Origin of the sequence: Vibrio sp. L5-1, from assembly GCF_021728315.1 — a bacterium.
Lineage (GTDB): Bacteria > Pseudomonadota > Gammaproteobacteria > Enterobacterales > Vibrionaceae > Vibrio > Vibrio splendidus_K.
Genome location: NZ_JAKKCQ010000006.1, coordinates 14,443 through 41,256, shown reverse-complemented (window position 1 = coordinate 41,256; position 26,814 = coordinate 14,443). Strand labels below are relative to the sequence as shown.

The following is a 26,814-nucleotide window of genomic DNA, read 5'->3' as shown; positions in this document are numbered from 1 at the left end:
CAGTTAGGCGCCATTTATTGCCCAAGGCAGTAAGAGCCGCGATTAACTAATGCGATACTAGCTCAGTTGGTAGAGCGCAACCTTGCCAAGGTTGAGGTCATCGGTTCGAACCCGATGTATCGCTCCAAATTCTTTCTTAGGATTGATGTTGGAAATATAGAGTCATTAACTCAAATAATGCATCCGGACGCGGGATGGAGCAGTTTGGTAGCTCGTCGGGCTCATAACCCGAAGGTCGTCGGTTCAAATCCGGCTCCCGCAACCACATTACAGTTAGGCGCCATTTATTGCCCAAGGCAGTAAGAGCCGCGATTAACTAATGCGATACTAGCTCAGTTGGTAGAGCGCAACCTTGCCAAGGTTGAGGTCATCGGTTCGAACCCGATGTATCGCTCCAGCTTTCTTCTAAAAAGCTATTAAGACTCTTTAAGCCACCGTGTTTTTCTTTAGATCACAGAGTTTAAAGACGACCTTAAAGGTCACGCTCTTTCTTTAATGCTGCGAAGCATAATCCCCCCAAAAAGCAAATAATCCTCCATCATGGTGGATATTTTTTTGTCTTAAATTTTTCTTAGCAACTGGAATGCTAGTAAACATCAGGTCTCTGAAGCAGATACTTGAGGTTTTTCACATCTATAAACAGACTTATCCACAAAATGTTAGGTGTGGATAACTTGGTTGATAAAGTTATTTCAGACTTAATTCTTTACATATCCCCAAAAGATCTTTCTTGTTTTCAATATATTAGCTGAATTGTGGCGATCGTAACTTGTTGTTTTTTATCAGTTTGAGTGTTTATCTTGAATTTGATAAAAGATCGTTAACTTGTTGTTTTTTGATCTTAATCATTTATCTGTACTGTGTTTAACTTTGTGAGAGTGTCGGAAGTTTACGAGAGTTCTGAATTTTTTCCACATTGCTGAAATTGAGAACAAGGTCAAACATTGTTCTAAAATTATGTGCAACGAGTTGTCTTAAATCTTGGACTGTTGGCGTCCGTTAGTCCGCCAATCGTTGGTACCTAAAGGCTAGGCGTCTCTCGGTAGTCCTTTTTCCACGATACGGATAAGTCTGTGCTTTTTGGTGGAGACTTTATTCTTGCCTTCTTGGATGCTACTGGCATTCGGCAACTGTTGTAGTTGTTTATTCAAAGCCCACTCAATATGCACATCTAGCATTTCGTTTTTGCCTTGATGAGATTCTAGTGTTTCAACAATGCGTTGTTGAAATGGCGCATTGCCCATAGCAACAAAGATATTGCGCAACCACTGGGTGTGGCCGATACGTCTTATTGCTGAGCCTTCCATTTTCTTTAGGAAGGTTGCTTCGTCCCAACTTGAAAGTGAAACCAGATCGGCTTCTTGGAAATCTTCTCTACGATGAAAGTCTGTTTGCTCTGTGAGTTCGGCATGACGATTCCACGGGCAAACTAACTGACAGTCATCACAACCATAAATACGGTTACCAATTGCGTCTCTAAATTCTTCAGGGATCACACCATCGTATTCGATGGTTAAGTACGAAATACATTTTCGAGCATCCACTACGCCATCAGCAATAATGGCACCCGTTGGGCAAGAAGTGATACATGCGGTGCATTTGCCGCACTCATCAACACTGGGCTCATCAACAGGAAGCGGGATATTAACCAATAGCTCTCCTAGAAAGAACCAAGAGCCCGCGTCTTTATCGAGAATTAACGAGTGTTTACCTGTCCAACCTAGCCCCGCTTTTTGAGCGAGCGGTCTTTCTAAAATAGGCGCTGAATCCACGAAAGGACGTGAGTCTAAACCTTCGACCTCTTTTTCGATTCTTTGTCCCAGCTTTTTCAACTGGTTACGGAACAATTTGTGATAATCGCGGCCTAAGGAATAACGGCTGATATAGCCTTGAGTGGTATCGCTTAGGTTAGAAGCAAACTGAGCTTCTGGTGGCAGGTAGTTCATTCGGGCGCTGATCACTCGAATGGTGCCTGGATGAAGTTCATCAGGACGTGCACGCATCATTCCATGTCGAGCCATCCAATCCATTTCGCCGTGGTTGCCAGCATCTAGCCATGCTTGAAGAGGGGCTTCATGTTCACTTAAATCAACATCGCAGATGCCAACTTTTTGAAAGCCTAGCTCTTTTCCCCAGATTTTAATTTTTTCAGCAAGATGGTCTAGATTCATGGCTTCATTCTTAATTCTTATTTTCTCTGTTTTACAATTAGAGATAAGGCTAATTAAAACTAGGTTCGGCAAAAATGGGGGCGGATCTTAACGGATCTTAGTGATATTGACCAGAACTGACGTGTTTTGATCAGTATTTTTCATAGAACTTACACTTGAGTGCTTGTCTACTAAAAGCATCACGGTTTACTATTCTTGTTCTTTTGATTTTTATATAGTCAACGATCGATTTTTAGAGAACGTATTCATGAGCACGAAACAATTTACTTTGAAAGATGAACAAGCAACGATTCAATTAGGGACGGAGCTTTCTAATCTTTGCTCACAGCAGACGACTATTTATCTGCATGGTGATCTTGGCGCAGGTAAAACGACCTTCAGTCGTGGCTTTGTAAAAGCACTTGGCCATCAAGGAAATGTAAAGAGCCCAACGTATACTCTAGTTGAACCTTATCAACTTGCCGATTGGCAGGTATATCACTTCGATCTTTATCGCTTAGCCGATCCTGAAGAATTAGAGTTCATGGGGATTCGTGATTACTTCACACCAGATGCTATCTGTTTGGTTGAATGGCCTGAGAAAGGCTATGGGATGCTACCAGAAGCCGATTTGGACATTGATATTCGTTACCAAGACGATCACCGTATTGTTTCTTTAACCGCTAATAGTGAATACGGACAGCGCTTACTTAGTCAGTTGGAGTTATGTTGATTTCTAGACGCCTTATTTCAGCAGTAGCCATGACGGCTGCTGTTTTTTCTATACTGTTTTCTTCACTTGTTTCTGCAAACTCACTGAAAAGTTTAAGGGTTTGGCCTTCTCCAGAAGAAACTCGTGTGGTTATCGACTTAAAATCAGAAGCGGACTTTAGCTATTTCACCTTGAGTAGCCCGAGTCGTTTAGTGGTCGATTTAAAACATACCAACCTTGCAACTAAGTTACCGGTCGTGGTGAAAGATAGCCCCGTTCTATCTAAGATTCGTAAGAGTTCACCGCCAGACAAAAATACCTATCGCTTGGTTTTTGAGTTGAAGAAGTCCTCTACAGCGGAGTTGTTTAAACTCAGCCCGACTCCTGGTGGTCAGTACGGACATCGTCTGGTGATCGATCTGCCTCATGGTGCGGTAAGCAAGGGGATAACGACGTCGAAGCCGAGTAAACCAACGGTGAGCAAAAATATTAATCAGGTTAAACGTCAGAAAGACATTCTGATCGTGATTGACCCTGGTCACGGTGGTGAGGATCCAGGCTCTATTGGTCCAAGTCGTAAGTATGAAAAGAATGCGACTCTGAGTATTTCTCGTAAGCTTGCTGCACAGTTGAATGCGGTTCCTGGGATCAAAACTCGCATGACCCGTAATGCCGACTACTTTGTAAACCTTAACCGACGTGTCGCGATTGCTCGTGAAAACGAAGCTCATCTGTTTATCTCTATTCACGCGGATGCTTTTACTACCCCTCAACCAAGAGGCGGTTCGGTGTTTGTGTTGAATACTCGACGCGCAAATACTGAGATCTCTCGATGGATCGAGAACAAAGAGAAGCAGTCTGAATTACTCGGTGGCAGTGGTGCGGCTTTCACTGGCAATATTGATGATAAGAACGTAAACCAAACCCTGCTTGATTTGCAGTTTAGTCACTCTCAAAAAGAGGGCTACAAACTGGCAACGGCGATTCTGTCTGAAATGGGTAAAGTCGCGAAGCTGCATAACAGTAAGCCGATTAACACCAGCTTAGCGGTATTACGCTCACCACAAATTCCATCGGTATTGGTCGAGACGGGCTTTATTTCAAACCCAACGGAAGAGAAGCTTCTTTTCCAACGTTCGCACCAAGATAAATTGGCACGAGCAGTGACTAAAGCTGTTGTTAAGTATTTGAAGGCTAACCCGCCAGAAGGGATTATCCTGTCTAATGCAACGTCGTCAACGGGTAGCGTGAGCCAACATAAAGTGTCTCGTGGTGAGTCTCTGTCTGTGATTGCGAGTAAATATGGCACGTCGACACAGACGTTGATGAAATTCAACAATCTGAAATCGAGCAGCCTAGCGATCGGCCAAGTGCTTAAGATCCCAAGCAGTGCTTCAGGGTCATCATCAAGCAGCGCAGTGAAAACCAAGACCATAACCCACACGGTTAAGTCTGGAGAGTACCTAGGCAAGATAGCCAGCCGTTACAAAGTACGGGTGGCAGATATCAAACGTGAGAACCGCTTGAAGTCTGAAACATTGAAAGTGGGTCAGAAGCTACGTATTACGGTTGAAGTGAAAGATGTCCCTCTGCGTAAACATAAAGTCGCAAGAGGTGATTATCTTGGCAAGATTGCGTCGAAATACGGCGTGAGTGTTAACAGTATTCGCCAAGCGAATAAGCTACGATCTGACAGCCTAGCGGTAGGGCAGGTGTTGATTATTCCGCACAAGTAAGCTTTTTAACGCAGACATGTTTCCATCAATGGCAGTAAGGTAGCTGTAAATATGACGATCAAAATACTGCCAGCTCGGTTAGCTAACCAAATCGCAGCGGGTGAAGTGGTAGAAAGACCAGCCTCTGTTGTAAAAGAGTTGGTTGAGAACAGTTTGGATTCAGGTGCCACACGTATCGATATTGATATCGAGAAAGGTGGCGCTAAGATGATCCGCGTTCGTGACAACGGCAAGGGCATCGTCAAAGATGAGCTTGCCTTAGCGCTGAGCCGTCATGCTACCTCTAAGATTCATACCCTTGATGACCTTGAGGCGATCGTCAGCCTTGGTTTCCGTGGTGAGGCGCTCGCGAGTATCAGCTCTGTTGCGCGATTAACCATGACTTCACGCCCTGCCACTCAAGATCAAGCTTGGGCAGCACACAGTGAAGGCCGTGACATGCAGGTGAAACTGCAGCCTGCGGCGCATCCCATTGGTACTTCGGTCGAGGTGTTGGACCTGTTCTTCAATACGCCAGCACGCCGCAAGTTCTTACGCACCGAGAAAACCGAATTCACGCATATCGATGAGCTGCTTAAACGCATCGCATTGAGTCGCTTTGATGTGACGATTAACCTTCGTCATAACGGCAAAATGATTCGTCAGTACCGCGCTGCCAAAACACAAGTTCAAGCAGAAAAACGCATCGCTGCGGTATGTGGCAATCCTTTTGTTCGTCATATGCTTAAGATCGAACTTGAGCATCAAGGCCTAAAGCTTCATGGCTGGATCACCACGCCAGAAGGAGCAAGACAACAAAGCGATCTGCAATACTGCTATGTGAATGGTCGTATGATGCGTGACAAGCTGATCAATCATGCGATTCGTCAAAGCTATGAGACTAGCCTGCGTCCAGACCAATTCGCAACTTATGTACTGTTTATTGAATTAGACCCGCATCAGGTGGATGTGAATGTTCACCCTGCAAAACATGAAGTGCGTTTCCACCAAGCTCGCCTTGTGCATGATTTCATTTATCAGGCATTGAGTGATGGACTAGCCCAAAGCAAACAGATTAATGCGGTACCAATCAAGCAGTCTGCGTTTCATCAATCAGAAGCAACGAATTATCAGCAAGATAATGCAATGCCTGAATCTAGTGATGTGACTAGTTACCCAACGCAAGAAAGCACTGTCCCTGTTTATTCGGATCAAAACCCAGTATCTGATCAAAGCCCTCCATCTGAAAGGGCGCGACATGCTATTGAGCAAACGCCTTCATACCCAAGAAAAGCAGAGTCTGAGCGCGCTTATGAGCAACCTCAACACAGCGTTAATGATGGTGGGCAACACTATGGATCAACAGCCAACCGAGGTTCATCGTCTAACAGAGGTTCTTCATCGAGTCTTGGTTCGTCACCTAGCCGAGGTTCGTCAGCTAACACAGGCTCGTCGCCTCGCGACACCAGTTTTACCGGGTCTCCTCGTCAAGAGTGGATCGAGTCTCGACCTGAACCTAAAAAAGAGAAAGAGCCACACCAGCATCATGCTGAACCCGCGCCCTCTAAGCGAGAAGTGAAAGCCTACAAAGAGCTTCTGAAAACGCCAGATTTTGATGATCAAGTTGTAGCTCCATCATCTCCTCAAGGGCATGTGGCACCAGTTGAAACCAGAGACAACATAGAAAATAAAGAAAACATAGAAAACATAGAAAATAGAGAAGCTAAGCCTGCTCAACAGAATCCTGTTCATTCAAAGCCAAGAGCACCTGTGACGGACTTAGGCAAAGCCGTCTCGGTAGTGGAACGCCAATATTTGGTAATGGGAAACAAAAACGGCAGCGTATTGCTGTCTCTAGCCAAAGCGGAATTGTTACGTGTGATTGGCCAACTTGATACTCGAGAAGGGGCGTTAAAAAGCCAACCGCTATTGGTGCCTTTATCGATTAAGCTTGGTAGTGAACTTGTCGAGGTTGCTAAGGCGTTGAGCCAAACACTGGCGTTATTGGGGATTGAGCTTAAGGCGCGAAACAGTGAAGCGGTAATGGTGATGGGCGTGCCTTCTCCTTTGAGGCAGCAAAACTTACAAATTTTGATCCCAGATCTGTTATCTTACGCGGCTTCATTAAACGCTCAGATTGTCGATAATCACGCTGCTACTGTTTTTAACGCAGATAATGTTTCTAACGCTGCTAATGTTTTTAACGATATGTTGCCATCATTGGTCAACTGGATCGGGATTCAAACGGCACAAGTAAAAAGCGACTACACTTTATCTGAAGCGGTTCAACTAGTTGGGGAACTTGAACAGCTTTGGCATGGTCTACTTCCATTAGATGATCCAGAGTTTGTCAATCCTATCGACTTTTCAGCGACCATAGCCGCGTTTACGGTTTAACTTTTTCGCGATGGCATTTGTCTTTTTAGCTGAATACGTCGCGACACAAAGCCCTTTTTTATAAAGCGCTCTAACAGAGAAACAAATACAAAATATCATGACTGAAAAATTACCTTTAGCGTTGTTTTTAATGGGCCCTACGGCATCAGGAAAAACAGATTTAGCTATCCGCTTACGTCAGAAATACCCAGTAGAGATCATCAGTGTCGACTCAGCATTGATCTACAAAGACATGGATATCGGCACCGCTAAACCGGATGCAGGAGAGCTCGCGCTCGCGCCCCATCGTTTGATTGATATTCTCGATCCAAGCGAAGCGTATTCTGCGGCAGATTTTCGTCGTGATGCGATCAATGAAATGAATAAGATTGTAGCGGAAGGAAAAATTCCGTTACTGGTTGGTGGCACAATGCTGTACTACAAAGCATTGTTGGAAGGCTTATCGCCATTACCGGCCGCGGATCAAGAGATTCGAAAGCAGATTGAAGCGGAGTCTATTGAACAGGGTTGGCAGGCATTGCATGATCAATTAAGAGAGATAGATCCCGTATCCGCTGAAAGAATACACCCAAATGATCCACAAAGGCTTTCAAGGGCATTGGAAGTTTACCGAATTTCGGGTAAAACATTAACAGAGCTAACTCAAACGAAAGGCGATAGCCTGCCATTTCGTGTAAAACAATTTGCAATAGCTCCCAAGGAAAGGAAAGAGCTCCATCGCCGTATTGAACTTCGCTTTGAGAAGATGATAGAGGCGGGGTTTGAAGATGAGATGAAGGCGTTATATGCCAGAGACGATCTTCACCCTGAACTGCCATCGATCCGATGCGTTGGTTATAGGCAGATGTGGGATTATTTAGATGGGAATTGCGATTTAGACGAAGCGGTTTTCCGTGGTGTCTGCGCAACCCGTCAATTGGCCAAGCGACAAATCACCTGGTTACGCAGTTGGGATGATTTAACTTGGTTGGATAGCGAAAACATTGATCAGGCGTTAGAAACTCTTTCAGATGCAATAGCATCTGATTAGTATTGCTGTGTATAATGTGATCGCTTTTTGCGTGAATATACTCTGAAAAGGATCAGTTATTGAGGCTTTTAAAAATCACAGCCTTTCAATAACAACGGAGTTTTTTTATTCGTTTAGCTCAGATGCAAAGGCCGCACCTTTTTGTGCACCACTAGCTAAATAATTACAACAAAATATAAATAAGGAAAATAAAATGGCTAAGGGGCAATCGCTACAAGACCCATTCCTAAATGCACTCCGTCGTGAGCGCATTCCAGTCTCTATCTATCTTGTTAACGGCATCAAGCTGCAAGGTCAGATCGAGTCTTTCGATCAATTCGTGATCTTATTGAAGAACACAGTAAACCAAATGGTTTACAAGCATGCGATTTCTACTGTGGTTCCTGCTCGTGCAGTTAGTCACCACAGCGGCGAGCAACAGCGTGCGCCATCTGATCGTCCAGAGAAGACTGAAGATTAATCGTTCAATTGATACAGCTTACGCTGTAATAAGGAGTTGGTTGCTTGTTTGACCGTTATGAATCCGGCGAGCGAGCCGTACTTGTTCATATCAACTTCACGCAAGAGGGAGAATGGGAAGACCTAAGCGAATGTGAAATGCTGGTCTCCTCAGCGGGGGTAGAAACGCTACAAGTGATTACTGGTAGCCGACAATCCCCACTCCCTAAATACTACGTTGGAGAAGGTAAAGCCCTAGAAATCGCTCAAGCCGTTCAGCTGACCGGTGCTGAAATTGTGATTTTTAACCACTCTCTCTCTCCTGCCCAAGAGCGAAACCTCGAGCAATTGTGTAAATGTCGTGTGATTGATCGCACGGGTTTAATCTTAGATATCTTTGCACAACGTGCGCGAACTCATGAAGGTAAGCTACAAGTTGAGCTCGCTCAGCTTCGTCATATCTCTACCCGATTGATTCGTGGTTGGACTCACCTTGAAAGGCAAAAAGGTGGTATTGGTCTTCGTGGTCCAGGTGAAACTCAACTGGAAACCGATCGACGTTTGTTGCGTGACCGTATAAAAGCGATATTACGTCGTTTAGCGAAAGTGGCTAAGCAGCGTGAACAAGGACGACGTGCTCGTAATCGAGCTGAAATCCCAACAATTTCTTTGGTTGGTTATACCAACGCAGGGAAATCAACACTTTTCAATCAAATCACTAGTGCAGGTGTTTATGCGGCAGACCAACTGTTTGCAACTCTAGACCCAACACTACGTAAGATTGAATTGGCAGATGTCGGGCCTGCAATTCTCGCAGATACCGTAGGTTTTATCCGTCATCTACCACACGACTTGGTCGCTGCGTTCAAGGCTACGTTACAAGAGACGCAGGAAGCTGACATTTTGTTACATGTTGTTGATGCCAGTGATGACCGCTTTCGTGAGAACATTCAGGCTGTTCATGAAGTATTAGAAGAAATCGATGCTCATGAAGTGCCAACCCTTGTAGTCATGAACAAAATTGACTGCATGGAAGACCAAAAACCTCGAATTGAAAGAGACGAAGAGGGCGCACCACGCGCTGTTTGGGTTTCTGCAATGGAAGGAGAAGGGATTGAACTGCTGTTTGAGGCTTTAACTGAGCGTTTAGCGAGTCAAATGGTTCAATTCCGGTTGTGTATTCCACATCAACATCAAGGCCGTATTCGCAGCTTATTCTTCGAGATGAAATGTATTCAACAGGAAGAGTATGATGAAAATGGTAACTTGTTGATAGATATCCGAATGCAACAAATAGATTGGTCTAAACTTGAAAAAAGAGAAGGGGCGCTCTTAGGTGACTTTATCGTTACCAAAGAGACTGCTACAGTATAACGTCATATCAAATGATGGAGCTTTCTAATGGCGTGGAATGAGCCTGGAAATAATAACAACGGCGATAATAACGGCCGCGATAATGACCCTTGGGGTAAGAACAATAATCGCGGCGGCCGAGATCAAGGACCGCCAGACTTAGACGAAGTGTTTAGTAAACTAAGTCAAAAGTTAGGTGGCAAGTTTGGTAAAAAAGGTGGCAACGGTAACGGGCCATCTATTGGTGGTGGCGGTGCGATTGGCTTTGGTGTCATTGCTGTCATTGCGATTGCTATCTGGTTCTTCGCTGGTTTCTACACCGTTGGCGAAGCAGAAAGAGCCGTTGTACTTCGACTGGGTCAATTCGACCGTATCGAAGAACCGGGTCTTAACTGGCACCCACGCTTCATCGATGAAATTAAAGATGAGCAACTGGTTAACGTTCAAGCGATTCGTTCTCTACGTGCTTCTGGCACCATGCTAACGAAAGATGAAAACGTTGTGACGGTTGAAATGGGCGTTCAATACCGTGTTTCTGACCCGTACAAGTACTTGTATCGTGTAACGGATGCGGATGATAGCTTACGCCAAGCAACTGATTCTGCGCTTCGTGCGGTAATTGGTGACTCACTAATGGATAGTATCCTAACAAGTGGTCGTCAGCAGATTCGTCAGAGCACTCAAGAAACGTTGAACCGTATTATTGATAGCTACGACATGGGTATTCTGATTGTTGACGTGAACTTCCAGTCAGCACGTCCACCTGAGCAAGTGAAAGATGCATTTGATGATGCTATCGCGGCTCGTGAGGATGAAGAGCGTTTTGAACGTGAAGCTGAAGCTTACCGAAATGACATTCTTCCAAAAGCAACAGGTCGAGCTGAGCGTTTGAAGAAAGAAGCGGTCGGTTATTCTGAGCGTATTGTTAATGGTGCTTTGGGTCAGGTTGCTCAGTTCGAGAAGCTTTTACCTGAATACCAAGCTGCTCCTGAAGTAACACGTAACCGTATGTACCTTGATACAATGGAAAAAGTGTACTCAAGCACATCGAAAGTCCTGATTGATTCTGAATCAAGCGGTAACTTGCTATACCTACCAATTGATAAGCTAGGCGCACAAGGTGGTTCTCAGTCGGGCACTCGCCCTGCAAAAGCATCATCAACTTACGATCAAATTGAGTTAGAAACTCAAGCGGATCCAAAGTCTAGCACTCAAACTCGTTCAGACAGTTCACGTCAAGGGAGATACTAATAATGCGTAAATTAATGATCCCTGTATTAGTTGTGACGATTGCCCTTCTATTGATGTCACTATTTGTGATTCAAGAAGGCGAACGTGGCATGGTAATTCGTTTTGGTCGAGTTCTCGATGACAACGGCGTATCACGAATCTATGAACCAGGCTTGCATTTTAAACTGCCACTGTTTGACCGCGTAAAAGTACTTGATGCTCGTATTCAAACGATGGATGGTCGTTCTGACCGTTTCGTAACATCAGAGAAAAAAGACGTTCTAATTGATACCTACGCAAAATGGCGTATTGCTGATTTTGGACGTTTTTATCTGAGTACCGGTGGCGGCAATATCATGACGGCAGAAGCACTTCTTGAGCGTAAAGTGACAGATGTTCTTCGTTCTGAAATTGGTGCTCGTGAAATTAAGCAGATCGTGTCAGGCCCTCGTAATAAGGACATCCTGCCAGACTCTGCTGATAGCGAAGTTGTTACAACGGTAGCGGCTGCAGAAGCTCTAGAAGTTGATGGCGAACGCGACAAGATCATGGAAAACGTTTTGTCTGGAACGTCAGAAAGTGCGATGGCTGATTTAGGTGTTGAAGTTGTTGATTTCCGAATGAAGAAGATTAACCTTCCTGACGAAATCAGTGAATCTATCTACCGCCGTATGCGTGCAGAACGTGAATCGGTTGCTCGTAGACACCGTTCTCAAGGTCGTGAGAAAGCAGAAGTTATCCGTGCTCAAGCTGAGCTAGAAGTAGCAACAGTTCTTGCAGAAGCTGACCGTACAGCTCGAATCACTCGTGGTGATGCAGATGCAGAAGCAGCGAAGATCTATTCTGATGTGTACAGTAAAGATCCTGAGTTCTATGGCTTCATGCGTTCATTGCAAGCTTATGAGACATCATTTAGCGATAAGAGCGACATTCTAGTACTGGATCCGAAGACTGACTTCTTCCAATACATGAATCAAGCGAGCGGCGCTCCAGCAAAATAAGCTGATGCGTTGTGGATGCTTAACTCAATAAGCAAAATACGTTAACACTTAAAAGGCTCCTATTATGGGAGCCTTTTTGTTTTCTATTCTTTGAAGACTCAAGACTCAAGACTAAAGACTAAAGACTAAAGACTGAAGACTGAATATTGGCCATTACGTCCTCGAGGGAAATCGAGCGACAGAGCTGTGCTTTGAGAAAGCCTAGCGGTAGGTCATGAAAGCGATAACGACGCCGGCAACCACAAGGCAACCGCCAATTCGACGCAGTTGCGTGTCTGGCTGTTGGCTTAATTGAGCAACCATGTTTCTCCAGCCATTGGGTGCAATCAAGGGCCCCAGCCCTTCAACGATAAGAACAAGCCCGATTGCGAGCCAGATAGAATTAGACATGTTGCTGCCTTTTGCCTGTAAAAAGATAATAATATCAGCATCTTTAAGGATCTTCGCGGTGTCATTGCAAATTTGCTTGTCGTTAGCTTTAACAATTATGAACAAAAAATGACTGCAAGAAATGTGATTCGGTGCTAGAATCCATTTTTAATTAGCAACAGAAATTGGAAAGATGGGAAATAACGTAGTCGTTCTAGGCACCCAATGGGGTGATGAAGGTAAAGGTAAAATCGTTGACCTTTTAACTGAAGATGCAAAATACGTGGTTCGCTACCAAGGCGGTCACAATGCAGGTCACACACTTGTAATTGACGGTGAGAAAACCGTTCTTCACTTAATTCCATCAGGTATCCTACGCAATAACGTTAAATGTGTTATTGGCAACGGTGTAGTATTATCGCCTGACGCACTTCTTAAAGAAATGAAACCTCTTGAAGATCGCGGTATCCCAGTACGTGAGCGTCTTTTCATCTCTGAAGCTTGTCCTCTAATTCTTCCGTACCACATTGCAATCGACAACGCGCGTGAAATCGCTCGTGGCGCTAAAGCTATCGGTACAACGGGTCGTGGTATCGGTCCTGCTTACGAAGATAAAGTTGCTCGTCGCGGTCTACGCGTTGGCGACCTTTTCGATAAAGAAGCATTTGCTGAGAAGCTAAAAGAAGTTATGGAATTCCACAACTTCCAACTAGAGCACTTCTACAAAGCTGAAACAGTAAGCTACGAAGAAGTTCTTGAGCAAGCGATGAGCTACGCAGACATGTTAACTGCGATGGTTATCGACGTAACTGACGAACTAGACGCAGCACGTAAGCGCGGCGACAAGATCATGTTCGAAGGTGCTCAAGGTACGCTACTAGATATCGACCACGGTACTTACCCATACGTAACGTCTTCTAACACGACTGCTGGTGGTGTTGCTGCAGGTTCTGGTTTTGGTCCTCGTCACATCGGTTACATCCTTGGTATTACTAAGGCTTACTGTACTCGTGTTGGTTCAGGTCCATTCCCAACTGAGCTATACGATGGCCTTGAAAAACAAGACCCAGTTGGTAAGCACCTAGGCGATGTTGGTCACGAGTTTGGCGCAACGACTGGTCGTCTACGCCGCACTGGTTGGTTCGATGCTGTTGCTATGCGTCGTGCAATCCAAATCAACTCTCTATCTGGTATCTGTCTAACTAAACTAGACGTTCTAGATGGCCTAGAAGAACTAAAAATCTGTACTGGTTACAAGATGAAAGATGGTTCTATCCTAGAAGTTTCTCCAATGGCTGCTGAGTCATTCGAAGAAGCGACGCCAATCTACGAAACAATGCCTGGTTGGTCTGAAAACACATTTGGTGCTAAATCTATCGACGCGCTTCCACAAGCTGCTCTAGATTACATCAAGCGTATCGAAGACCTAACTGGCGTTCCAATTGATATCGTATCAACTGGCCCAGATCGTAACGAAACTATCATCAAGGTTCACCCATACGGCGCATAATGCCCGCTGAGTGATTACCAGGCACTAACCGTGCTGTGGTAATTAAAGTGCTTTGTTAATTAAAGTGCTCTGATAATGAAATAGTTTTATAAAAGCCGACTTTATTAAGTCGGCTTTTTAATACCTGCAATTTAGCCACGCACTCTTTGATGGTGATCTTTTAAGCGTCATCAGGCAAAATATTGCCCATTAGCGGCAAGTTTTGTCTAAAGCCGTCAGGGTTATTGCCGATACAGATATCATGGAAAGTGAAGTTCACCCTGTTTTGTGCGTGTAGAAATCCTCTGCGGCCCTCAATAGATAACTTTAGCGACAGATAATAGAGTGCAGGTATGAAGCTACGAATTGTAGCAGCTTCATTAATAATGGCGCTGAGCTCACCCTTGAGTCATGCAAATTTGACTGACGTGGGAGAGCCCGTTCCAATATATACAGAAGCTGAACTGATTAATTTAATCGAGAATAATCAACATCTAGAGCGAGTGAAAGCTGATAAGTGCCAGTTAGTTGAAGATATCGTTGCTCGTGCGACGCGTATTAGCTTGCCTTCTTATGAGTTTTTATACGGTGATATGTTGGCTTGGGGCGTGTGTGTTCCACAAGATGTCGAGCTTGGCATTTACTATATGGAAAACGCGGCGCATCAAGGTTTACCTGCTGCACTAGAGCAGCTAGGTCGTTATTATTCTCGTGGAACCTTGGTTCAACAAGACAAAGAGCGCGCGATTCCGTATTTACGTGAAGCGGCCTCTATGGGTAATCTAAGTGCAAGCATTCACTTAGCGGAACTCTTGCTGCGTGATTACGGTAGCCCGTTAGATTATGAAGATGCTTACCGCTGGTTATACAACTCGGTGACTGCGGATGATAGGCAACACAAACGCATCACCGTGCTTCGTAGCGGTCTGGAACAGAGAATGCCGGACAACATTATCGCTCGAGCAAAACGTCGAGACGTGTTCTGGTAATTACGAATATTAATTAAGGTTGATGGTGAACGACTGCACTCGTTAGCCATCTATCTTGATATAGAAAGATATCGTATTAAAAAGGCCTCGTAGGTAAATACCTATGAGGCCTTTTTTGATCTGAACTGCTTTTTTGTTTAACCGCTTTTTAGATTAAACAGAAAGCGCAGTGATTTAGTTTTAGTCGTTATTGAACAACTTCACCAGATTCAATCACCGTCTTACGAACGACTTTAGTGAAATCGAGTGCTTCTTGGCGAATCTTATCTTCATCGACGGTTAGCATGTCGCGGTCTTGCATGATGATCTTACCGTCAACGATGGTGTGGCGAACGTTACCCGAGTTAGCTGAGTAAACTAATGCAGAGTATGGGTTGTAGACCGGAACCATGTTTGGCGCTTTCGTATCGATCACTATGATGTCGGCGAGTTTACCGGCCTCAAGAGAACCGATCTTATCTTCCATGTGTAGCGCTTTTGCTGCGCCCATTGTTGCCATGTCGATCACTTTGATCGGCGGCATTGCGGCACGATCTTTATTAACCAGCTTGTGAACTTTAGCGACTTGGTTGAATTCATCAATGGTGCTCAGTGTGTTACCAGACATTGGGCCATCAGTACCTAAACCAATACGAACGTTTTCGTCGTACATCTTAAGCGCAGGAGATACGCCTTTTGCTGACTTGATGTTGGCACTCATGTTGTGAGCCACACCCATATCCGATTTTTTCACCAGCTCGATATCATGATCGTCAACGAGGATCATGTGTGCACCCACCAAGTTTTTGTTGAGTGCGCCAATGCTGTCCATGTATTGAACCGGTGATAGCCCATCTGAACGCTCGGCGATTTTCTCTTCTTCACGGTGTGATTCTGCAAGGTGAATCATTACTGGTACATCGAGCTCTAGAGAGAGCTTAGAGATCTTCTGCAGTATCTCTGTGGTGTTGGTGTAAGGCGCGTGTGGTGCAAACGCGGGTGTGATACGCGGATGGTCTTTGTATTCTTCAATGAAATTCAGCGCGTATTGGATGCCTTCTTCAGCATTAGCCGCATCAGCGACTGGGAACTTAATAACGGTTTCACCAAGAATGGCTCGCATACCGATCTTATCGACGGTTTTCGCCACTTCATCTTCGAAGTAGTACATGTCGGCGTAAGTCGTGACACCGCCTTTAACCATTTCGACATTACCAAGGTTAGCGCCAATACGCACCATGTCTCGCGATACCAGTTTCTTCTCTAGAGGGAAGATATAACGGTGAAGACGGTCAGGCACATCATCGGCCAGCGAGCGGAAAACCGTCATCGATACGTGAGTATGAGTATTGATGAGACCCGGCATCACGATATCGCCATCCACGTCTAACACTTGTTTCGCTTGGTACTGCTTCTCTAGTGAAGCATCACCAACGGCAATGATTTTGTTGTCTTTTACGACAACAGTACCGCTCTCATAAACCGTTTTGTTTTGGTTCATGGTTAGAACCATCGCATCGGTAATCATCAAGTCAGCTTTTTCCATTGCTGAACTCGCAAATGGAAATAGAGCGAGGCTTGCCATTGCTGAAGCCAATAGGGTGCGTTTTAGTTTCATATCAATACTCAGAACAGGAGTTGGTAAAGTGTCAGGATAATAGTGTATTTCATTCATGGCGCAAACGTTTGTTTTATCGTTTGCTTGAAATTTTGATGATAGTCCGCCTCTATGAAGCGATGTTTCACAAAGTGAAGATATGTATCAATCTTAGGTTATTTTAGGCTTTTCCAAAGCATATCTGTAGCTTACCCCTAGCATCAGATATACTAGGGGTATATACATTCCTTGCTTAAGCAGGCCCGCCTATGTCAAAAAACACACCAATGTCAGAAAACACGACAGCGACAACCACTGTTGATCCTTTTGCCGACCGAGAGTCGAAAAATTACGAAAACCCAGTACCAAGCCGAGAGTTCATTATTTCGTTTCTAACAGACGCGAATATCCCAATGAACCGTAACGATCTATTCGAAGCTTTGGGTCTTGCTGGAGAGGAACAATATGAAGGGCTGCGTCGTCGTTTACGTGCAATGGAACGTGATGGACAGCTTATCTTTACCCGTCGTCAGTGCTACGCATTACCTGAGAAGATGGAATTGATTAAAGGCTATGTGATTGGTCATAAAGACGGTCATGGTTGGGTTCGCCCAGACGGCAGCGTGGGTAAAGACAATGATATCGTGTTGCCGCATCACCAGATGAAAACCATCATGCACGGTGATTACGTACTGGCTCAGCCTACTGACAACAGTAAACGTGGTCGTCGTGAAGGTCGTTTGGTTCGTGTTCTTGAAGAGCGTAAAACCCCACTTGTTGGCCGCTTCTTCCTAGAATACGGCCATTCTTACGTGGTTGCTGATGATTCGCGTATTAGTCACGACATCCAGATCCCTACTGAGCATAAAGGCGGTGCTCGAATGGGTAATGTGGTAGTGATTGAAATTACGGATCGTGGTGGTCGTTCTCGTAACATGATGGGCAAAGTGACCGAAGTTCTTGGTGAAAACATGGCTCCGGGTATGGAAACGCAGATCGCGATCCGTACTCACCAGATCCCACAAGAGTGGCCTGAAGCGGTAGATAAGCAAATCGTAAACCTCGGTGAGCACGTTCCTGAAGAAGCAAAAGAAGGACGTGTTGATCTACGCAAACTGCCATTGGTTACCATTGATGGCGAAGATGCGCGTGACTTCGATGATGCGGTTTACTGTGAAGCGAAGAAAGGCGGAGGCTGGCGCCTGTGGGTAGCGATTGCTGACGTAAGTTACTACGTTCGCCCAGATACCGCGCTAGACAAAGAAGCGATTAACCGTGGTAACTCGGTATACTTCCCGTCACAAGTTGTGCCAATGCTGCCAGAAGTCCTTTCTAATGGTTTATGTTCATTAAACCCTCAAGTCGACCGTTTATGTATGGTGTGTGAGATGACTATCTCAGACAAAGGTAAACTGTCGGGTTACAAGCACTACGAAGCGGTAATGAACTCTCATGCCCGTCTGACTTACAACAAAGTTGGCGCTATCTTAGATGGCAATGAAGAACTTCGTGAGCGTTACGAGCCTGAAGTACCACATCTTGAAGAGCTTCATAAGATGTACAAGGTACTTAAGAAAACGCGTGACGAACGTGGTGCGATTGAGTTTGAAACGGTCGAAACGAAATTCATCTTCAATGCGGATCGTAAGATCGACCGTATTGAACCAGTCATCCGTAACGATGCACACAAGATCATCGAAGAGTGTATGATTCTTGCGAATATCGCATCGGCGTCTTACGTAGAAAAAGCGAAAGAACCTGCACTGTACCGTGTTCACGATACTCCGGGAGAAGAGCGCTTAACGGGCTTTAAGAGCTTTCTTAGTGAGCTAGGTTTAACGCTGGAAGGTGGCCTGTCGCCATCACCAGTAGACTATGCACAACTGATGCAACAGATTAATGAGCGTGAAGATCGTGAGTTAATCCAAACCATGCTACTGCGCTCGATGAAGCAAGCGGTATACAACGCGGACAACGCAGGTCACTTTGGTTTAGCTCTTAAACGCTATGCTCACTTTACCTCGCCAATTCGTCGTTACCCAGATTTGCTATTGCACCGCGCGATTAAGTACCTTATTGCGAAAGAAGAAGGCCGTCAGAGTGAGCGTTGGACGCCAACGGGTGGTTACCACTACACTTTCGATGATATGGACTTCTACGGCGAGCAGTGTTCAATGACTGAGCGTCGTGCTGATGATGCTACGCGTGAAGTGAACGACTGGCTGAAGTGTGAGTACATGCAAGACCATGTCGGTGAAGTGATGGATGGCGTGATTGCCAACGTGACTGGCTTCGGTTTCTTTGTGCGTCTCACTGAACTGCACATTGATGGCTTGGTACATATCTCAGCGCTAGCGAATGATTACTACCAATTTGATGCTGTTGGTCAGCGTTTAGTCGGTGAAAGCTCAGGTAACATCTACCGCTTAGGTGATTCGGTTAAAGTGAAGGTTTCTGCGGTTAATCTAGAAACTCGCCAAATCGACTTTGATTTAGAAGACACCGATCGTCAGCCTCGTGGTAAAGGTAAAACGGCCAAGAAGCGTGCAGCTGAAGCGATGAAAAAGGCGAAAAGCAAGAAGCGTTCAGCGGTGAAGAGTAATAAGCCGGGTGTACCTGCGACGCCTTTAGTTGAACCTACTAAGCGACCAGACGGTAGCTCTGAAAGTTCAGCTAAGAAGAAGTCAGCGAATAAAACCGGTGCTGCGAAGGCGCGAGCTAAGAAAAAGCGTACTGCAAGTCGTAAGCCAAAGGCTGATAAGTCTTAAGTTTATAAGTCTTAAGCTTAATAAGGCGCTTTGCTAGTTAGGTTTAGCACAGCGCTAATTTAATGCGACATGACTTTAACGCGAGATGACTTTAACGCGAAAAGATTTTAATGCGAGAGTATCAGGCGCAAGACGCATACTCTCGAAATAAACAACACAGGGGTGGGTGCATCGGGTTTGATGTCATTCATCTCTGAGCAATAAGAGTAACCAGAGACAATGAGTAACGAATTTATTTACGGTATTCACGCGGTGAAAGCCGTACTAGAAAAAGATCCAGCGCGCTTTATTGAAGCGTACGTGCTTAAAGGTCGTCAAGACGATCGTCTTCTTCCATTACTGAATCAACTGCAGCAATTTGGTGTGTCGATTCAACAAATGGGCCGTAAGCCGCTTGATGAAAAAGCACAGGGTGCAAATCACCAAGGTCTTATTGCTAAGGTGAAGCCTGCTAAGCAGCTTAATGAAACTCACCTAGACGATATCCTAGCGCAGCACGAACAGCCTCTGCTGTTGGTTCTAGATGGCGTAACAGACCCTCATAACCTAGGTGCTTGTCTACGTAACGCGGATGCTGCGGGTGTGGCGGCTGTTATCGTACCTAAAGATCGCTCTTCGCCGCTAACGGCAACCGTAAGTAAGGTTGCTTGTGGCGCAGCTGAAACCGTTCCTCTAGTACGCGTAACCAACCTAGCTCGTACAATGCGTGCACTGCAAGAGCAGGGTGTATGGTTCGTGGGTACCGCAGGTGAAGCAACGCATGATATCTATCAAGCGAAGCTAACGGGTCCTCTTGCGGTAGTTATGGGTGCAGAAGGTGACGGCATGCGTCGTTTAACGCGTGAAACCTGTGATGACCTAATTAAGATTCCAATGTCAGGCAGCGTGTCGAGCCTCAACGTTTCGGTAGCATCAGGCATCTGTCTGTTCGAAGCGGTACGTCAGCGCCTAGCTCAATAGGGTTAAGCTGAGTTAAAAGGCAAAACGACTCTAAGTCTATGAATTTATTAACGCTCACCATTTGCTGGTGGGCGTTTCTTTTTAGGGCGTAGAGTGACAAATTGACAGAATCACAGATGGCTAGATGGCGAAAGAAAAACTGTTTCATTATTAGCCAAATACCGCTTGCCAATACCGGGTTCTTTCTATAATATTTGCCGTCCTTAAAACTCGGTCATTTTTCTTTAGTTCCTTGCTTCCCTTGGACGACCGAGCCTTTCGTGGAAGCTAATAATCCGTAAGGAGCAACCAAATGCGTCATTATGAAATCGTATTCATGGTTCACCCTGATCAAAGCGAGCAAGTTGCTGGCATGATCGAGCGTTACACTGGTTCAATCACTGAAGCTGGCGGTACTATCCACCGTCTAGAAGACTGGGGCCGCCGTCAAATGGCTTACCCAATCAACAAACTTCACAAAGCTCACTACGTTCTTATGAACGTTGAAGCTGGCCAAGAAGTGATGGACGAGCTAGAAACTGCTTTCCGTTTTAACGATGCAGTTCTACGTAACATGATCATGCGCACTAAAGGCGCTGTGACTGAGCAATCTATCATGCTTAAGCAAAAAGAAGAGCGTGCAGAGCGTGCTCCTCGTCGTGATGACCGTGAAGAACGTGCACCACGTCGTGAAGAAGAAGCTAAGCCAGAAGCTGCTGCTGAGTAATTCTTTTTTGGCCTTTTAGGTCATTAAATTTTATTCAACTCGTTTAGGTATTTTCACTACAAGCATTTGCTTACGCTTATTTATAAGCCTGTGTTAATACCGCATTATTAAATTTAGATCAGGAGATAGCCCATGGCTCGTTTCTTCCGTCGTCGTAAATTCTGCCGTTTTACTGCAGAAGGCGTACAAGAGATTGACTACAAAGACGTAGCAACTCTAAAAAACTACATCACTGAAGCTGGTAAAATTGTACCTAGCCGTATCACTGGTACAAGTGCTAAATACCAACGTCAGCTAGCTCGCGCTATCAAGCGTTCTCGTTACCTAGCTCTACTACCGTACACTGACAAGCATCAGTAATCGGTAATAGTTAACAATAGTTTAAGAGGACTAAGATAATGCAAGTTATTCTACTTGATAAAATCGGTAACCTAGGTGGCCTTGGCGACCAAGTAAACGTTAAATCTGGTTACGCTCGTAACTTCCTTATCCCACAGGGTAAAGTAGTTATGGCAACTAAAGACAACGTTGCTATGTTCGAAACTCGCCGTGCTGAACTAGAAGCTAAAGTTGCTGAGCAACTAGCTGCTGCAGAAGCTCGCGCAGAGACAGTTAACACTCTAGAAGGCGTTACAATCGCTTCTAAAGCTGGTGACGAAGGCAAACTATTCGGTTCTATCGGTACTCGTGACATCGCAGATGCTATTACAGCAGCTGGTGTTGCAGTAGTTAAGAGCGAAGTACGCCTACCTGAAGGCGCTCTACGTAACATCGGCGAATTCGAAGTAAGCATCCAACTTCACTCTGAAGTTTTTGCTACTGCGAAAATCGCTATCGTTGCAGCTGAGTAATTTCAGTACCAAGACGAATTCTTTCTTTTGAAAGTTTTAAACACCAGCTTCGGCTGGTGTTTTTTTATGTCTGAAATATAGGAAAACATAGCGAAGGGGTTATAGTAAGTAAAAAGCTTACAGTGATCCAAAAGCCCTTATTGCTGAACAGGCCGTTCTCAAGGTTAGAAGTGGCCTTAAGATTAGAACTGCTCTTGAGACTAGAACAGCTCTTGAAACTAGAACTGAAAGAGCAGGTTAATCGACAGAACAGAGTCTTCTTTGCTTAATCCATCAGGTACCTTATCGTGGTACTGGCGAGAGTGAGCTATTTTCAGCGCAATATTGTCAGTAATATCGTTGATCGCTTCTAATTCAGTATCAAATTTCAGGTTACTGTGGCCAGATACTAACGTCACATCAGCCTTGAGCTGCAAATTCTTCAACACCTGCCATGATGTATTCACATTGCCACGGAAAATCGCCTCTTCAACAATCTCTGGGAAGATGATGTCATCGTCGTCCAATTCATCGAGATTAGGTTCTTGGTAACGAAAACCCGGTCCGACTTCGACTTCCAACACAAACTCTTCAGTGTTCGAGAACTGATAACCCAAACCACTAGATATTGTGTAGTCTTTAAAGTAAGCACTGTATCGTGAATCGACACCTTTAAAGCTGCCGTAAAGGTAGGTTTTAGGGCTTAACTTGTAGTCACTCTGAGCCGAGTAAGTCGATTGCCTTTTATCTTCTTCACCGTCTTTGTAGAGGTTGTAGTATTTCCATTCGCCACTGGTTCTATGACGGCCAGCCGTATACTCACCGTTTAGGCGGGCATTTAGCGATCGTGAATCAGAATTACCAGTATGCGACTGATACCCAAATTCGACTTCCGTCTTGAGTGGGTTCGGCAGTTCTGTGTCACTCGTATCACTTGGTGCGATATCCATATCTTTTTCAGGTGTCGGTGCAACGACGATCGGCTCAACAGTAGGTTCTGAAACTACTATAGAGTCGAGGATTGCATCGACAGAGGCTTTAGCATCATCATCAGCTAAGGCCAACGGAGAGCTCAGAAGGCTGGTGCTTAGAAGACCAGAGCTTAGAAGACCAGTGCTCAGAGCCAATAATTTGGACACGCATACCTCTAGTTATACAGTGAGTGAATGGCAGGATCGTAATGCTACCCTTGGTTAATTCCGTCAGCAATAGGTAAATTCTTCCTGAAGAATAAAACAAACGCTTAGGAACGGATTACAAATGAGTGTTCTTGGGTATAATGAACGATCATTATTAGTTATTGAGTGTAGTCATAGTGGATACCAAAAGTCAGAAATCAGCCAACGATCAGGTGGACGCCATCAAGGTCCCGCCACATTCATTAGAAGCTGAGCAATCTGTTATTGGCGGTTTGTTATTGGATAACGAACGCTGGGATACAGTTGCTGAAAAGGTTGTGGCCAAAGACTTTTATAGCCGTCCTCACCGTCTGATCTTTGAAGCGGTAAAGGATATCCTTGAAGAAAGTTCTCCTCTGGACCTGATTACACTCTCTGAACATTTAGAGCTTCGTGAGCAGCTAGAAGACGTAGGTGGCTTTGCTTACCTTGCTGACTTAGCCAAAAACACCCCAAGTGCCGCTAACATTAATGCGTATGCGGATATCGTGGCACAGCGAGCACTGGTTCGCAGCCTGATCGGTGTGGCGAATGAGATCGCCGATTCTGGTTATGACCCTCAAGGTCGTACATCGGAAGAGCTGGTTGATCTTGCTGAAAGTAAAGTCTTCGCGATTGCAGAAGGCCGAGCAAGTGAAAACGAAGGCCCACAAAACGTTGATAGCATTCTCGAGAAGACGCTAGAACGTATCGAAATCTTATATAAATCGCCACAAGATGGTGTTACTGGTGTCGATACTGGCTTTAACGATCTCAACAAGAAGACAGCAGGCCTACAGGGTTCTGACTTAATCATTGTTGCTGCACGTCCATCGATGGGTAAAACCACCTTTGCGATGAACTTGTGTGAAAACGCAGCGATGAAGCAAGACAAACCGGTTTTAATCTTCTCTTTAGAGATGCCAGCTGAACAGCTGATGATGCGTATGTTAGCGTCACTTTCTCGCGTCGACCAAACCAAGATTCGTACTGGTCAATTAGACGATGAAGATTGGGCGCGTATTTCGTCGAGTATGGGTATTCTGATGGATAAGAAGAATATGTATATCGATGATAGCTCGGGCTTAACACCAACAGAGGTTCGTTCGCGTGCTCGACGTATTGCTCGTGAGCATGATGGTATCTCTATGATCATGATAGATTACCTTCAATTAATGCGTGTACCTTCGTTGTCTGAAAACCGTACGTTAGAGATCGCCGAAATTTCGCGTTCCCTAAAAGCGCTAGCGAAAGAGTTGAACGTTCCGGTTGTGGCACTTTCTCAGCTTAACCGTTCCCTAGAGCAACGTGCTGATAAGCGCCCAGTAAACTCGGATTTGCGTGAATCAGGTTCTATCGAGCAAGATGCCGATTTGATCATGTTTATCTATCGTGATGAGGTTTATAACCCAGACAGTTCACTGAAAGGCATCGCTGAGATCATCCTTGGTAAGCAACGTAACGGTCCTATCGGTTCGGTTCGTTTAACATTCCAAGGTCAACACTCCCGATTTGATAACTATGCAGGTCCTGCATTTGATGATGAGTAAGTTAATGACTTATATGAAAGCAGCGACGGCAAGCATTGACTTAAACGCGCTCGAACATAACCTGAACCAGATAAAGTCGAAGGCTCCACAGTGTAAAGTTATGTCGGTTGTGAAAGCAAATGGCTACGGGCACGGCTTACTGCATATCGCTAAGCACTCGAAAAACTCAGATGCTTTTGGTGTGGCACGTATTGAAGAAGCCTTGCAACTGCGAGCTGGTGGTATTGTTAAACCCATTTTGTTGCTGGAAGGGTTTTACTCTTCGGGTGATTTACCCATTCTGGTAACCAATAACATTCAAACCGTGGTGCATTGTGAAGAGCAATTAAGCGCGCTAGAGAATGCAGATTTGGAAACACCGGTTGTGGTATGGCTTAAAGTCGACAGTGGCATGCACCGATTAGGTGTTCGCCCTGAGCAATACCAAAACTTTGTTGAGCGTTTGCATCAATGTGCGAATGTTGCCAAACCTCTACGTTACATGAGCCACTTTGGTTGTGCTGATGAACTTGATAGAGCAACCACCGTTGAACAGACTGAGCTTTTCTTATCTCTCACTGACGGTTGTGAAGGTGAGCGTTCACTTGCTGCCTCTGCGGGTCTATTGGCTTGGCCTAACAGCCACCTTGATTGGGTTCGTCCGGGAATCATCTCTTACGGTGTTTCGCCTTTTGCTGATAAATCAGCGCAAGAACTTGGCTTTAAGCCTGTGATGACTCTGACCTCACATCTGATTGCGGTTCGTGATGTTAAAGCGGGTGAAAGCGTAGGCTATGGCGCTAACTGGACCAGTGAACGTGATACCAAGGTTGGCGTGATCGCGATTGGTTACGGTGATGGTTATCCACGCATGGCACCTAACGGCACTCCAGTGTTCGTTAATGGACGAAAAGTACCGATCGCAGGACGAGTGTCAATGGACATGCTAACGGTCGACCTTGGCCCTGATGCTGCAGATCAAGTGGGCGATGAAGCGACTCTGTGGGGTAAAGGCTTACCTTCAGAAGAAGTAGCAGATCATATCGGCACTATCGCGTACGAGTTAGTCACTAAGCTGACTTCACGTGTTGCGATGGAGTATGTGAAGTAGCTATGGATCTTGTAAACTAAATGATGTTCAAGCGAACGACTCGACACTGGTTAACGTCAGCTATGGCGTTGCTCGGTGTTAGCTTTTCTTCTTCTGTCTTGAGTGAAGAAAAAGATTCAGCCTTTGTCCCTTTCTATTTTAGTACTGAAACTTTGGGCAATACCTTTGGGGTTGCGGGTGTCGCAAAGGGTGTTTGGCAACCTCAAGCCGCTCTGTTTGGTATGGCGCTTTATTCAGACAAAGACAGTTACGTCGGTTTTCTATCGGCCTTTAACTACGCTTTGTCTGAGAATGTTTTATTCAGTACTCAGATGTACCAAGCGCGCTTCAACGACAATCCTTATTACATTGGCTCTCAAGGCGACAACGATTCATCTATTGATGATAAAACCATTGCCGATGGCTTAGAGCAAAACTATCAGTTTGAATTTAAGTATTTGCTACCTTGGGGCAATGTTGCAGAACATGGCTTGTTAGGGGCTTTTCAGCCAATCAAAGATGTGAGCTTTGCTTCGCCAGTCGAGTCGGGTGTCAGTTCGATTATCTTCACGCCTTTTTATACTGCTCGTGAGCTAGAAGGTTTAAATAATACTGAAGAGGCGACAGGCTTTAGTCTGGCATTGGATTGGGATAACCGTGATAGCACTCGTAATCCAACCACGGGCTCTCATACTAACCTTGAATTCACGACCGGAGCAGAAAGCTGGTCTAACGATGATTTATGGTTGAAGTGGACGTTCCAAAACAGTCAGTACTTCGCATTAGGCCCTTTAGGTGACCTGTTCGACCAACAAGTCGTGGCACTCGATTTCTATACCGCTGATACACCAACCTGGGATAACTGTTCTGGGCAAGATTGTGCTCGTCCACCGGAAACTGAACAAGCTCGATTGGGTGGTTTATATCGCTTACGAGGTTATACCGGAGGTCGCTATCATGGACGTTCTGCGGTTCATTACTCTGCTGAGTACCGAGTGATTCCTGACTGGCAACCTTTGGGTGATATCCCACTGATTAACTACTACGATTTGCCTTGGTGGCAATGGGTGGCGTTTGCCGAAGTCGGGCGCGTTGCTGATGAGTACGATATAAAAACACTGCACTCGGATATGAAATGGAGCCTAGGTGGCGCGGTTCGTTTCCAAGTAGAGGGTATTGTTGTTCGTGCTGAGTTAGCTCGAGGTGGTGATGAAGGGACCTTTAGGGTCATGATAAACCAGCCTTTCTAATCTGGTTTTACTAACTCGAATATCTCATATTTTTAAAGGGTGACGCATAACTGTGTCACCCTTTTTTGTTGTCTA

Annotated in this window: 22 protein-coding genes and 3 tRNA genes; 21 read left to right on the top strand and 4 right to left on the bottom strand. The window is 45.2% G+C overall.

Annotated elements, in window-relative coordinates:
- Nucleotides 1-51 precede the first annotated feature (51 nt).
- The 3 genes from L3V35_RS19100 (at nt 52) to L3V35_RS19090 (ending at nt 397) form a co-directional block, all read left to right on the top strand.
- Nucleotides 52-127, top strand: a tRNA-Gly gene (locus L3V35_RS19100).
- 61 nt (nt 128-188) lie between these two features.
- A tRNA-Met gene (locus L3V35_RS19095) sits at nt 189-265 on the top strand.
- Between the two features lie 56 nt (nt 266-321).
- Nucleotides 322-397, top strand: a tRNA-Gly gene (locus L3V35_RS19090).
- Nucleotides 398-1,028: 631 nt separating this feature from the next.
- Here the strand turns inward: L3V35_RS19090 and queG are convergent.
- Nucleotides 1,029-2,171 (bottom strand): tRNA epoxyqueuosine(34) reductase QueG, encoded by a 1,143-nt coding sequence (queG, locus tag L3V35_RS19085; RefSeq protein WP_171331057.1) that lies wholly within the window; start codon nt 2,169-2,171, stop codon nt 1,029-1,031.
- 247 nt (nt 2,172-2,418) lie between these two features.
- Between queG and tsaE the strand changes: the two genes are divergently transcribed.
- From tsaE to hflC, 8 genes are all read left to right on the top strand, one after another.
- Nucleotides 2,419-2,883, top strand: a complete 465-nt coding sequence (tsaE, locus tag L3V35_RS19080) for a tRNA (adenosine(37)-N6)-threonylcarbamoyltransferase complex ATPase subunit type 1 TsaE (protein ID WP_004735870.1) — start codon at nt 2,419-2,421, stop codon at nt 2,881-2,883.
- Nucleotides 2,877-4,598, top strand: a complete 1,722-nt coding sequence (locus tag L3V35_RS19075) for an N-acetylmuramoyl-L-alanine amidase (RefSeq protein ID WP_237300480.1) — start codon at nt 2,877-2,879, stop codon at nt 4,596-4,598. The genes tsaE and L3V35_RS19075 overlap by 7 nt, the downstream gene beginning before the upstream one ends.
- Nucleotides 4,599-4,649: 51 nt before the next feature.
- Nucleotides 4,650-6,974 (top strand): DNA mismatch repair endonuclease MutL, encoded by a 2,325-nt coding sequence (gene mutL, locus L3V35_RS19070; protein ID WP_237300479.1) that lies wholly within the window; start codon nt 4,650-4,652, stop codon nt 6,972-6,974.
- Nucleotides 6,975-7,071: 97 nt separating this feature from the next.
- On the top strand, nt 7,072-8,004 hold the full coding sequence (miaA, locus tag L3V35_RS19065; protein ID WP_054548395.1) for a tRNA (adenosine(37)-N6)-dimethylallyltransferase MiaA: 933 nt from the start codon (nt 7,072-7,074) through the stop codon (nt 8,002-8,004).
- 193 nt (nt 8,005-8,197) lie between these two features.
- Nucleotides 8,198-8,464 (top strand): RNA chaperone Hfq, encoded by a 267-nt coding sequence (gene hfq / locus L3V35_RS19060; protein WP_004735866.1) that lies wholly within the window; start codon nt 8,198-8,200, stop codon nt 8,462-8,464.
- A gap of 44 nt (nt 8,465-8,508) precedes the next feature.
- Entirely contained in the window at nt 8,509-9,816 is a 1,308-nt protein-coding gene (hflX, locus tag L3V35_RS19055; RefSeq protein WP_004735864.1) for a ribosome rescue GTPase HflX, read from the top strand.
- A 27-nt stretch (nt 9,817-9,843) separates the two neighbouring features.
- Entirely contained in the window at nt 9,844-11,046 is a 1,203-nt protein-coding gene (gene hflK, locus L3V35_RS19050) for an FtsH protease activity modulator HflK (RefSeq protein WP_017078236.1), read from the top strand.
- Between the two features lie 2 nt (nt 11,047-11,048).
- Nucleotides 11,049-12,026, top strand: a complete 978-nt coding sequence (hflC, locus tag L3V35_RS19045; RefSeq protein WP_054548394.1) for a protease modulator HflC — start codon at nt 11,049-11,051, stop codon at nt 12,024-12,026.
- A 201-nt stretch (nt 12,027-12,227) separates the two neighbouring features.
- Here the strand turns inward: hflC and L3V35_RS19040 are convergent, their stop codons facing one another.
- A complete protein-coding gene (locus tag L3V35_RS19040; protein WP_026012244.1) occupies nt 12,228-12,416 on the bottom strand; it encodes a DUF2065 domain-containing protein in 189 nt (62 codons plus the stop codon).
- Nucleotides 12,417-12,588: 172 nt separating this feature from the next.
- Between L3V35_RS19040 and L3V35_RS19035 the strand changes: the two genes are divergently transcribed.
- On the top strand, nt 12,589-13,905 hold the full coding sequence (locus L3V35_RS19035) for an adenylosuccinate synthase (RefSeq protein WP_017078237.1): 1,317 nt from the start codon (nt 12,589-12,591) through the stop codon (nt 13,903-13,905).
- Nucleotides 13,906-14,237: 332 nt separating this feature from the next.
- Entirely contained in the window at nt 14,238-14,873 is a 636-nt protein-coding gene (locus L3V35_RS19030; RefSeq protein ID WP_004735859.1) for a tetratricopeptide repeat protein, read from the top strand.
- A 187-nt stretch (nt 14,874-15,060) separates the two neighbouring features.
- On the opposite strand, the gene L3V35_RS19025 is transcribed toward L3V35_RS19030, so the two are convergent.
- A complete protein-coding gene (locus L3V35_RS19025) occupies nt 15,061-16,470 on the bottom strand; it encodes an amidohydrolase (protein ID WP_237300478.1) in 1,410 nt (469 codons plus the stop codon).
- Nucleotides 16,471-16,718: 248 nt separating this feature from the next.
- Here L3V35_RS19025 and rnr point away from each other — a divergent pair, with 248 nt between their 5' ends.
- From rnr to rplI, 5 genes are all read left to right on the top strand, one after another.
- Nucleotides 16,719-19,217, top strand: coding sequence for a ribonuclease R (gene rnr / locus L3V35_RS19020; protein ID WP_017078239.1), 2,499 nt, complete (start codon nt 16,719-16,721; stop codon nt 19,215-19,217).
- A 219-nt stretch (nt 19,218-19,436) separates the two neighbouring features.
- Nucleotides 19,437-20,177 carry a 23S rRNA (guanosine(2251)-2'-O)-methyltransferase RlmB gene (gene rlmB, locus L3V35_RS19015; protein ID WP_004735856.1) on the top strand — a complete coding sequence of 247 codons (741 nt, stop codon included), beginning with the start codon at nt 19,437-19,439 and terminating at the stop codon, nt 20,175-20,177.
- Between the two features lie 292 nt (nt 20,178-20,469).
- A complete protein-coding gene (gene rpsF / locus L3V35_RS19010; RefSeq protein ID WP_004735855.1) occupies nt 20,470-20,883 on the top strand; it encodes a 30S ribosomal protein S6 in 414 nt (137 codons plus the stop codon).
- 132 nt (nt 20,884-21,015) lie between these two features.
- Nucleotides 21,016-21,243: a 30S ribosomal protein S18 gene (gene rpsR / locus L3V35_RS19005; RefSeq protein WP_000090472.1), complete on the top strand. Its 228-nt coding sequence runs from the start codon at nt 21,016-21,018 to the stop codon at nt 21,241-21,243.
- Nucleotides 21,244-21,281: 38 nt separating this feature from the next.
- The gene (gene rplI / locus L3V35_RS19000; RefSeq protein WP_004735854.1) at nt 21,282-21,734 is read left to right on the top strand and encodes a 50S ribosomal protein L9; all 453 of its coding nucleotides are present in this window, start codon (nt 21,282-21,284) and stop codon (nt 21,732-21,734) included.
- A gap of 218 nt (nt 21,735-21,952) precedes the next feature.
- Here the strand turns inward: rplI and L3V35_RS18995 are convergent, their stop codons facing one another.
- Nucleotides 21,953-22,852 carry a DUF481 domain-containing protein gene (locus tag L3V35_RS18995; RefSeq protein WP_065205751.1) on the bottom strand — a complete coding sequence of 300 codons (900 nt, stop codon included), beginning with the start codon at nt 22,850-22,852 and terminating at the stop codon, nt 21,953-21,955.
- Between the two features lie 176 nt (nt 22,853-23,028).
- Between L3V35_RS18995 and L3V35_RS18990 the strand changes: the two genes are divergently transcribed.
- The 3 genes from L3V35_RS18990 to L3V35_RS18980 are packed head-to-tail and all read left to right on the top strand — an operon-like array spanning nt 23,029 to nt 26,739.
- On the top strand, nt 23,029-24,420 hold the full coding sequence (locus L3V35_RS18990; RefSeq protein ID WP_171309440.1) for a replicative DNA helicase: 1,392 nt from the start codon (nt 23,029-23,031) through the stop codon (nt 24,418-24,420).
- Between the two features lie 4 nt (nt 24,421-24,424).
- The gene (alr, locus tag L3V35_RS18985; protein WP_017078240.1) at nt 24,425-25,510 is read left to right on the top strand and encodes an alanine racemase; all 1,086 of its coding nucleotides are present in this window, start codon (nt 24,425-24,427) and stop codon (nt 25,508-25,510) included.
- Nucleotides 25,511-25,533: 23 nt separating this feature from the next.
- Entirely contained in the window at nt 25,534-26,739 is a 1,206-nt protein-coding gene (locus L3V35_RS18980; protein ID WP_029224181.1) for a BamA/TamA family outer membrane protein, read from the top strand.
- The last annotated feature ends 75 nt before the right edge of the window (nt 26,740-26,814 follow it).

Bases quoted from the DNA above. Each gene is read 5' to 3' on its own strand.
- L3V35_RS19025 (WP_237300478.1), bottom strand. From the start codon at position 16,470: ATGAAACTAAAACGCACCCTATTGGCTTCAGCAATGGCAAGCCTCGCT.
- L3V35_RS19030 (WP_004735859.1), top strand. From the start codon at position 14,238: ATGAAGCTACGAATTGTAGCAGCTTCATTAATAATGGCGCTGAGCTCA.
- rplI (WP_004735854.1), top strand. From the start codon at position 21,282: ATGCAAGTTATTCTACTTGATAAAATCGGTAACCTAGGTGGCCTTGGC.
- L3V35_RS19040 (WP_026012244.1), bottom strand. From the start codon at position 12,416: ATGTCTAATTCTATCTGGCTCGCAATCGGGCTTGTTCTTATCGTTGAA.
- mutL (WP_237300479.1), top strand. From the start codon at position 4,650: ATGACGATCAAAATACTGCCAGCTCGGTTAGCTAACCAAATCGCAGCG.
- hflC (WP_054548394.1), top strand. From the start codon at position 11,049: ATGCGTAAATTAATGATCCCTGTATTAGTTGTGACGATTGCCCTTCTA.
- rnr (WP_017078239.1), top strand. From the start codon at position 16,719: ATGTCAAAAAACACACCAATGTCAGAAAACACGACAGCGACAACCACT.
- tsaE (WP_004735870.1), top strand. From the start codon at position 2,419: ATGAGCACGAAACAATTTACTTTGAAAGATGAACAAGCAACGATTCAA.
- queG (WP_171331057.1), bottom strand. From the start codon at position 2,171: ATGAATCTAGACCATCTTGCTGAAAAAATTAAAATCTGGGGAAAAGAG.
- rpsR (WP_000090472.1), top strand. From the start codon at position 21,016: ATGGCTCGTTTCTTCCGTCGTCGTAAATTCTGCCGTTTTACTGCAGAA.
- alr (WP_017078240.1), top strand. From the start codon at position 24,425: ATGACTTATATGAAAGCAGCGACGGCAAGCATTGACTTAAACGCGCTC.
- miaA (WP_054548395.1), top strand. From the start codon at position 7,072: ATGACTGAAAAATTACCTTTAGCGTTGTTTTTAATGGGCCCTACGGCA.
- rpsF (WP_004735855.1), top strand. From the start codon at position 20,470: ATGCGTCATTATGAAATCGTATTCATGGTTCACCCTGATCAAAGCGAG.
- L3V35_RS19035 (WP_017078237.1), top strand. From the start codon at position 12,589: ATGGGAAATAACGTAGTCGTTCTAGGCACCCAATGGGGTGATGAAGGT.
- hflK (WP_017078236.1), top strand. From the start codon at position 9,844: ATGGCGTGGAATGAGCCTGGAAATAATAACAACGGCGATAATAACGGC.
- L3V35_RS18980 (WP_029224181.1), top strand. From the start codon at position 25,534: ATGTTCAAGCGAACGACTCGACACTGGTTAACGTCAGCTATGGCGTTG.
- L3V35_RS19075 (WP_237300480.1), top strand. From the start codon at position 2,877: ATGTTGATTTCTAGACGCCTTATTTCAGCAGTAGCCATGACGGCTGCT.
- hfq (WP_004735866.1), top strand. From the start codon at position 8,198: ATGGCTAAGGGGCAATCGCTACAAGACCCATTCCTAAATGCACTCCGT.
- rlmB (WP_004735856.1), top strand. From the start codon at position 19,437: ATGAGTAACGAATTTATTTACGGTATTCACGCGGTGAAAGCCGTACTA.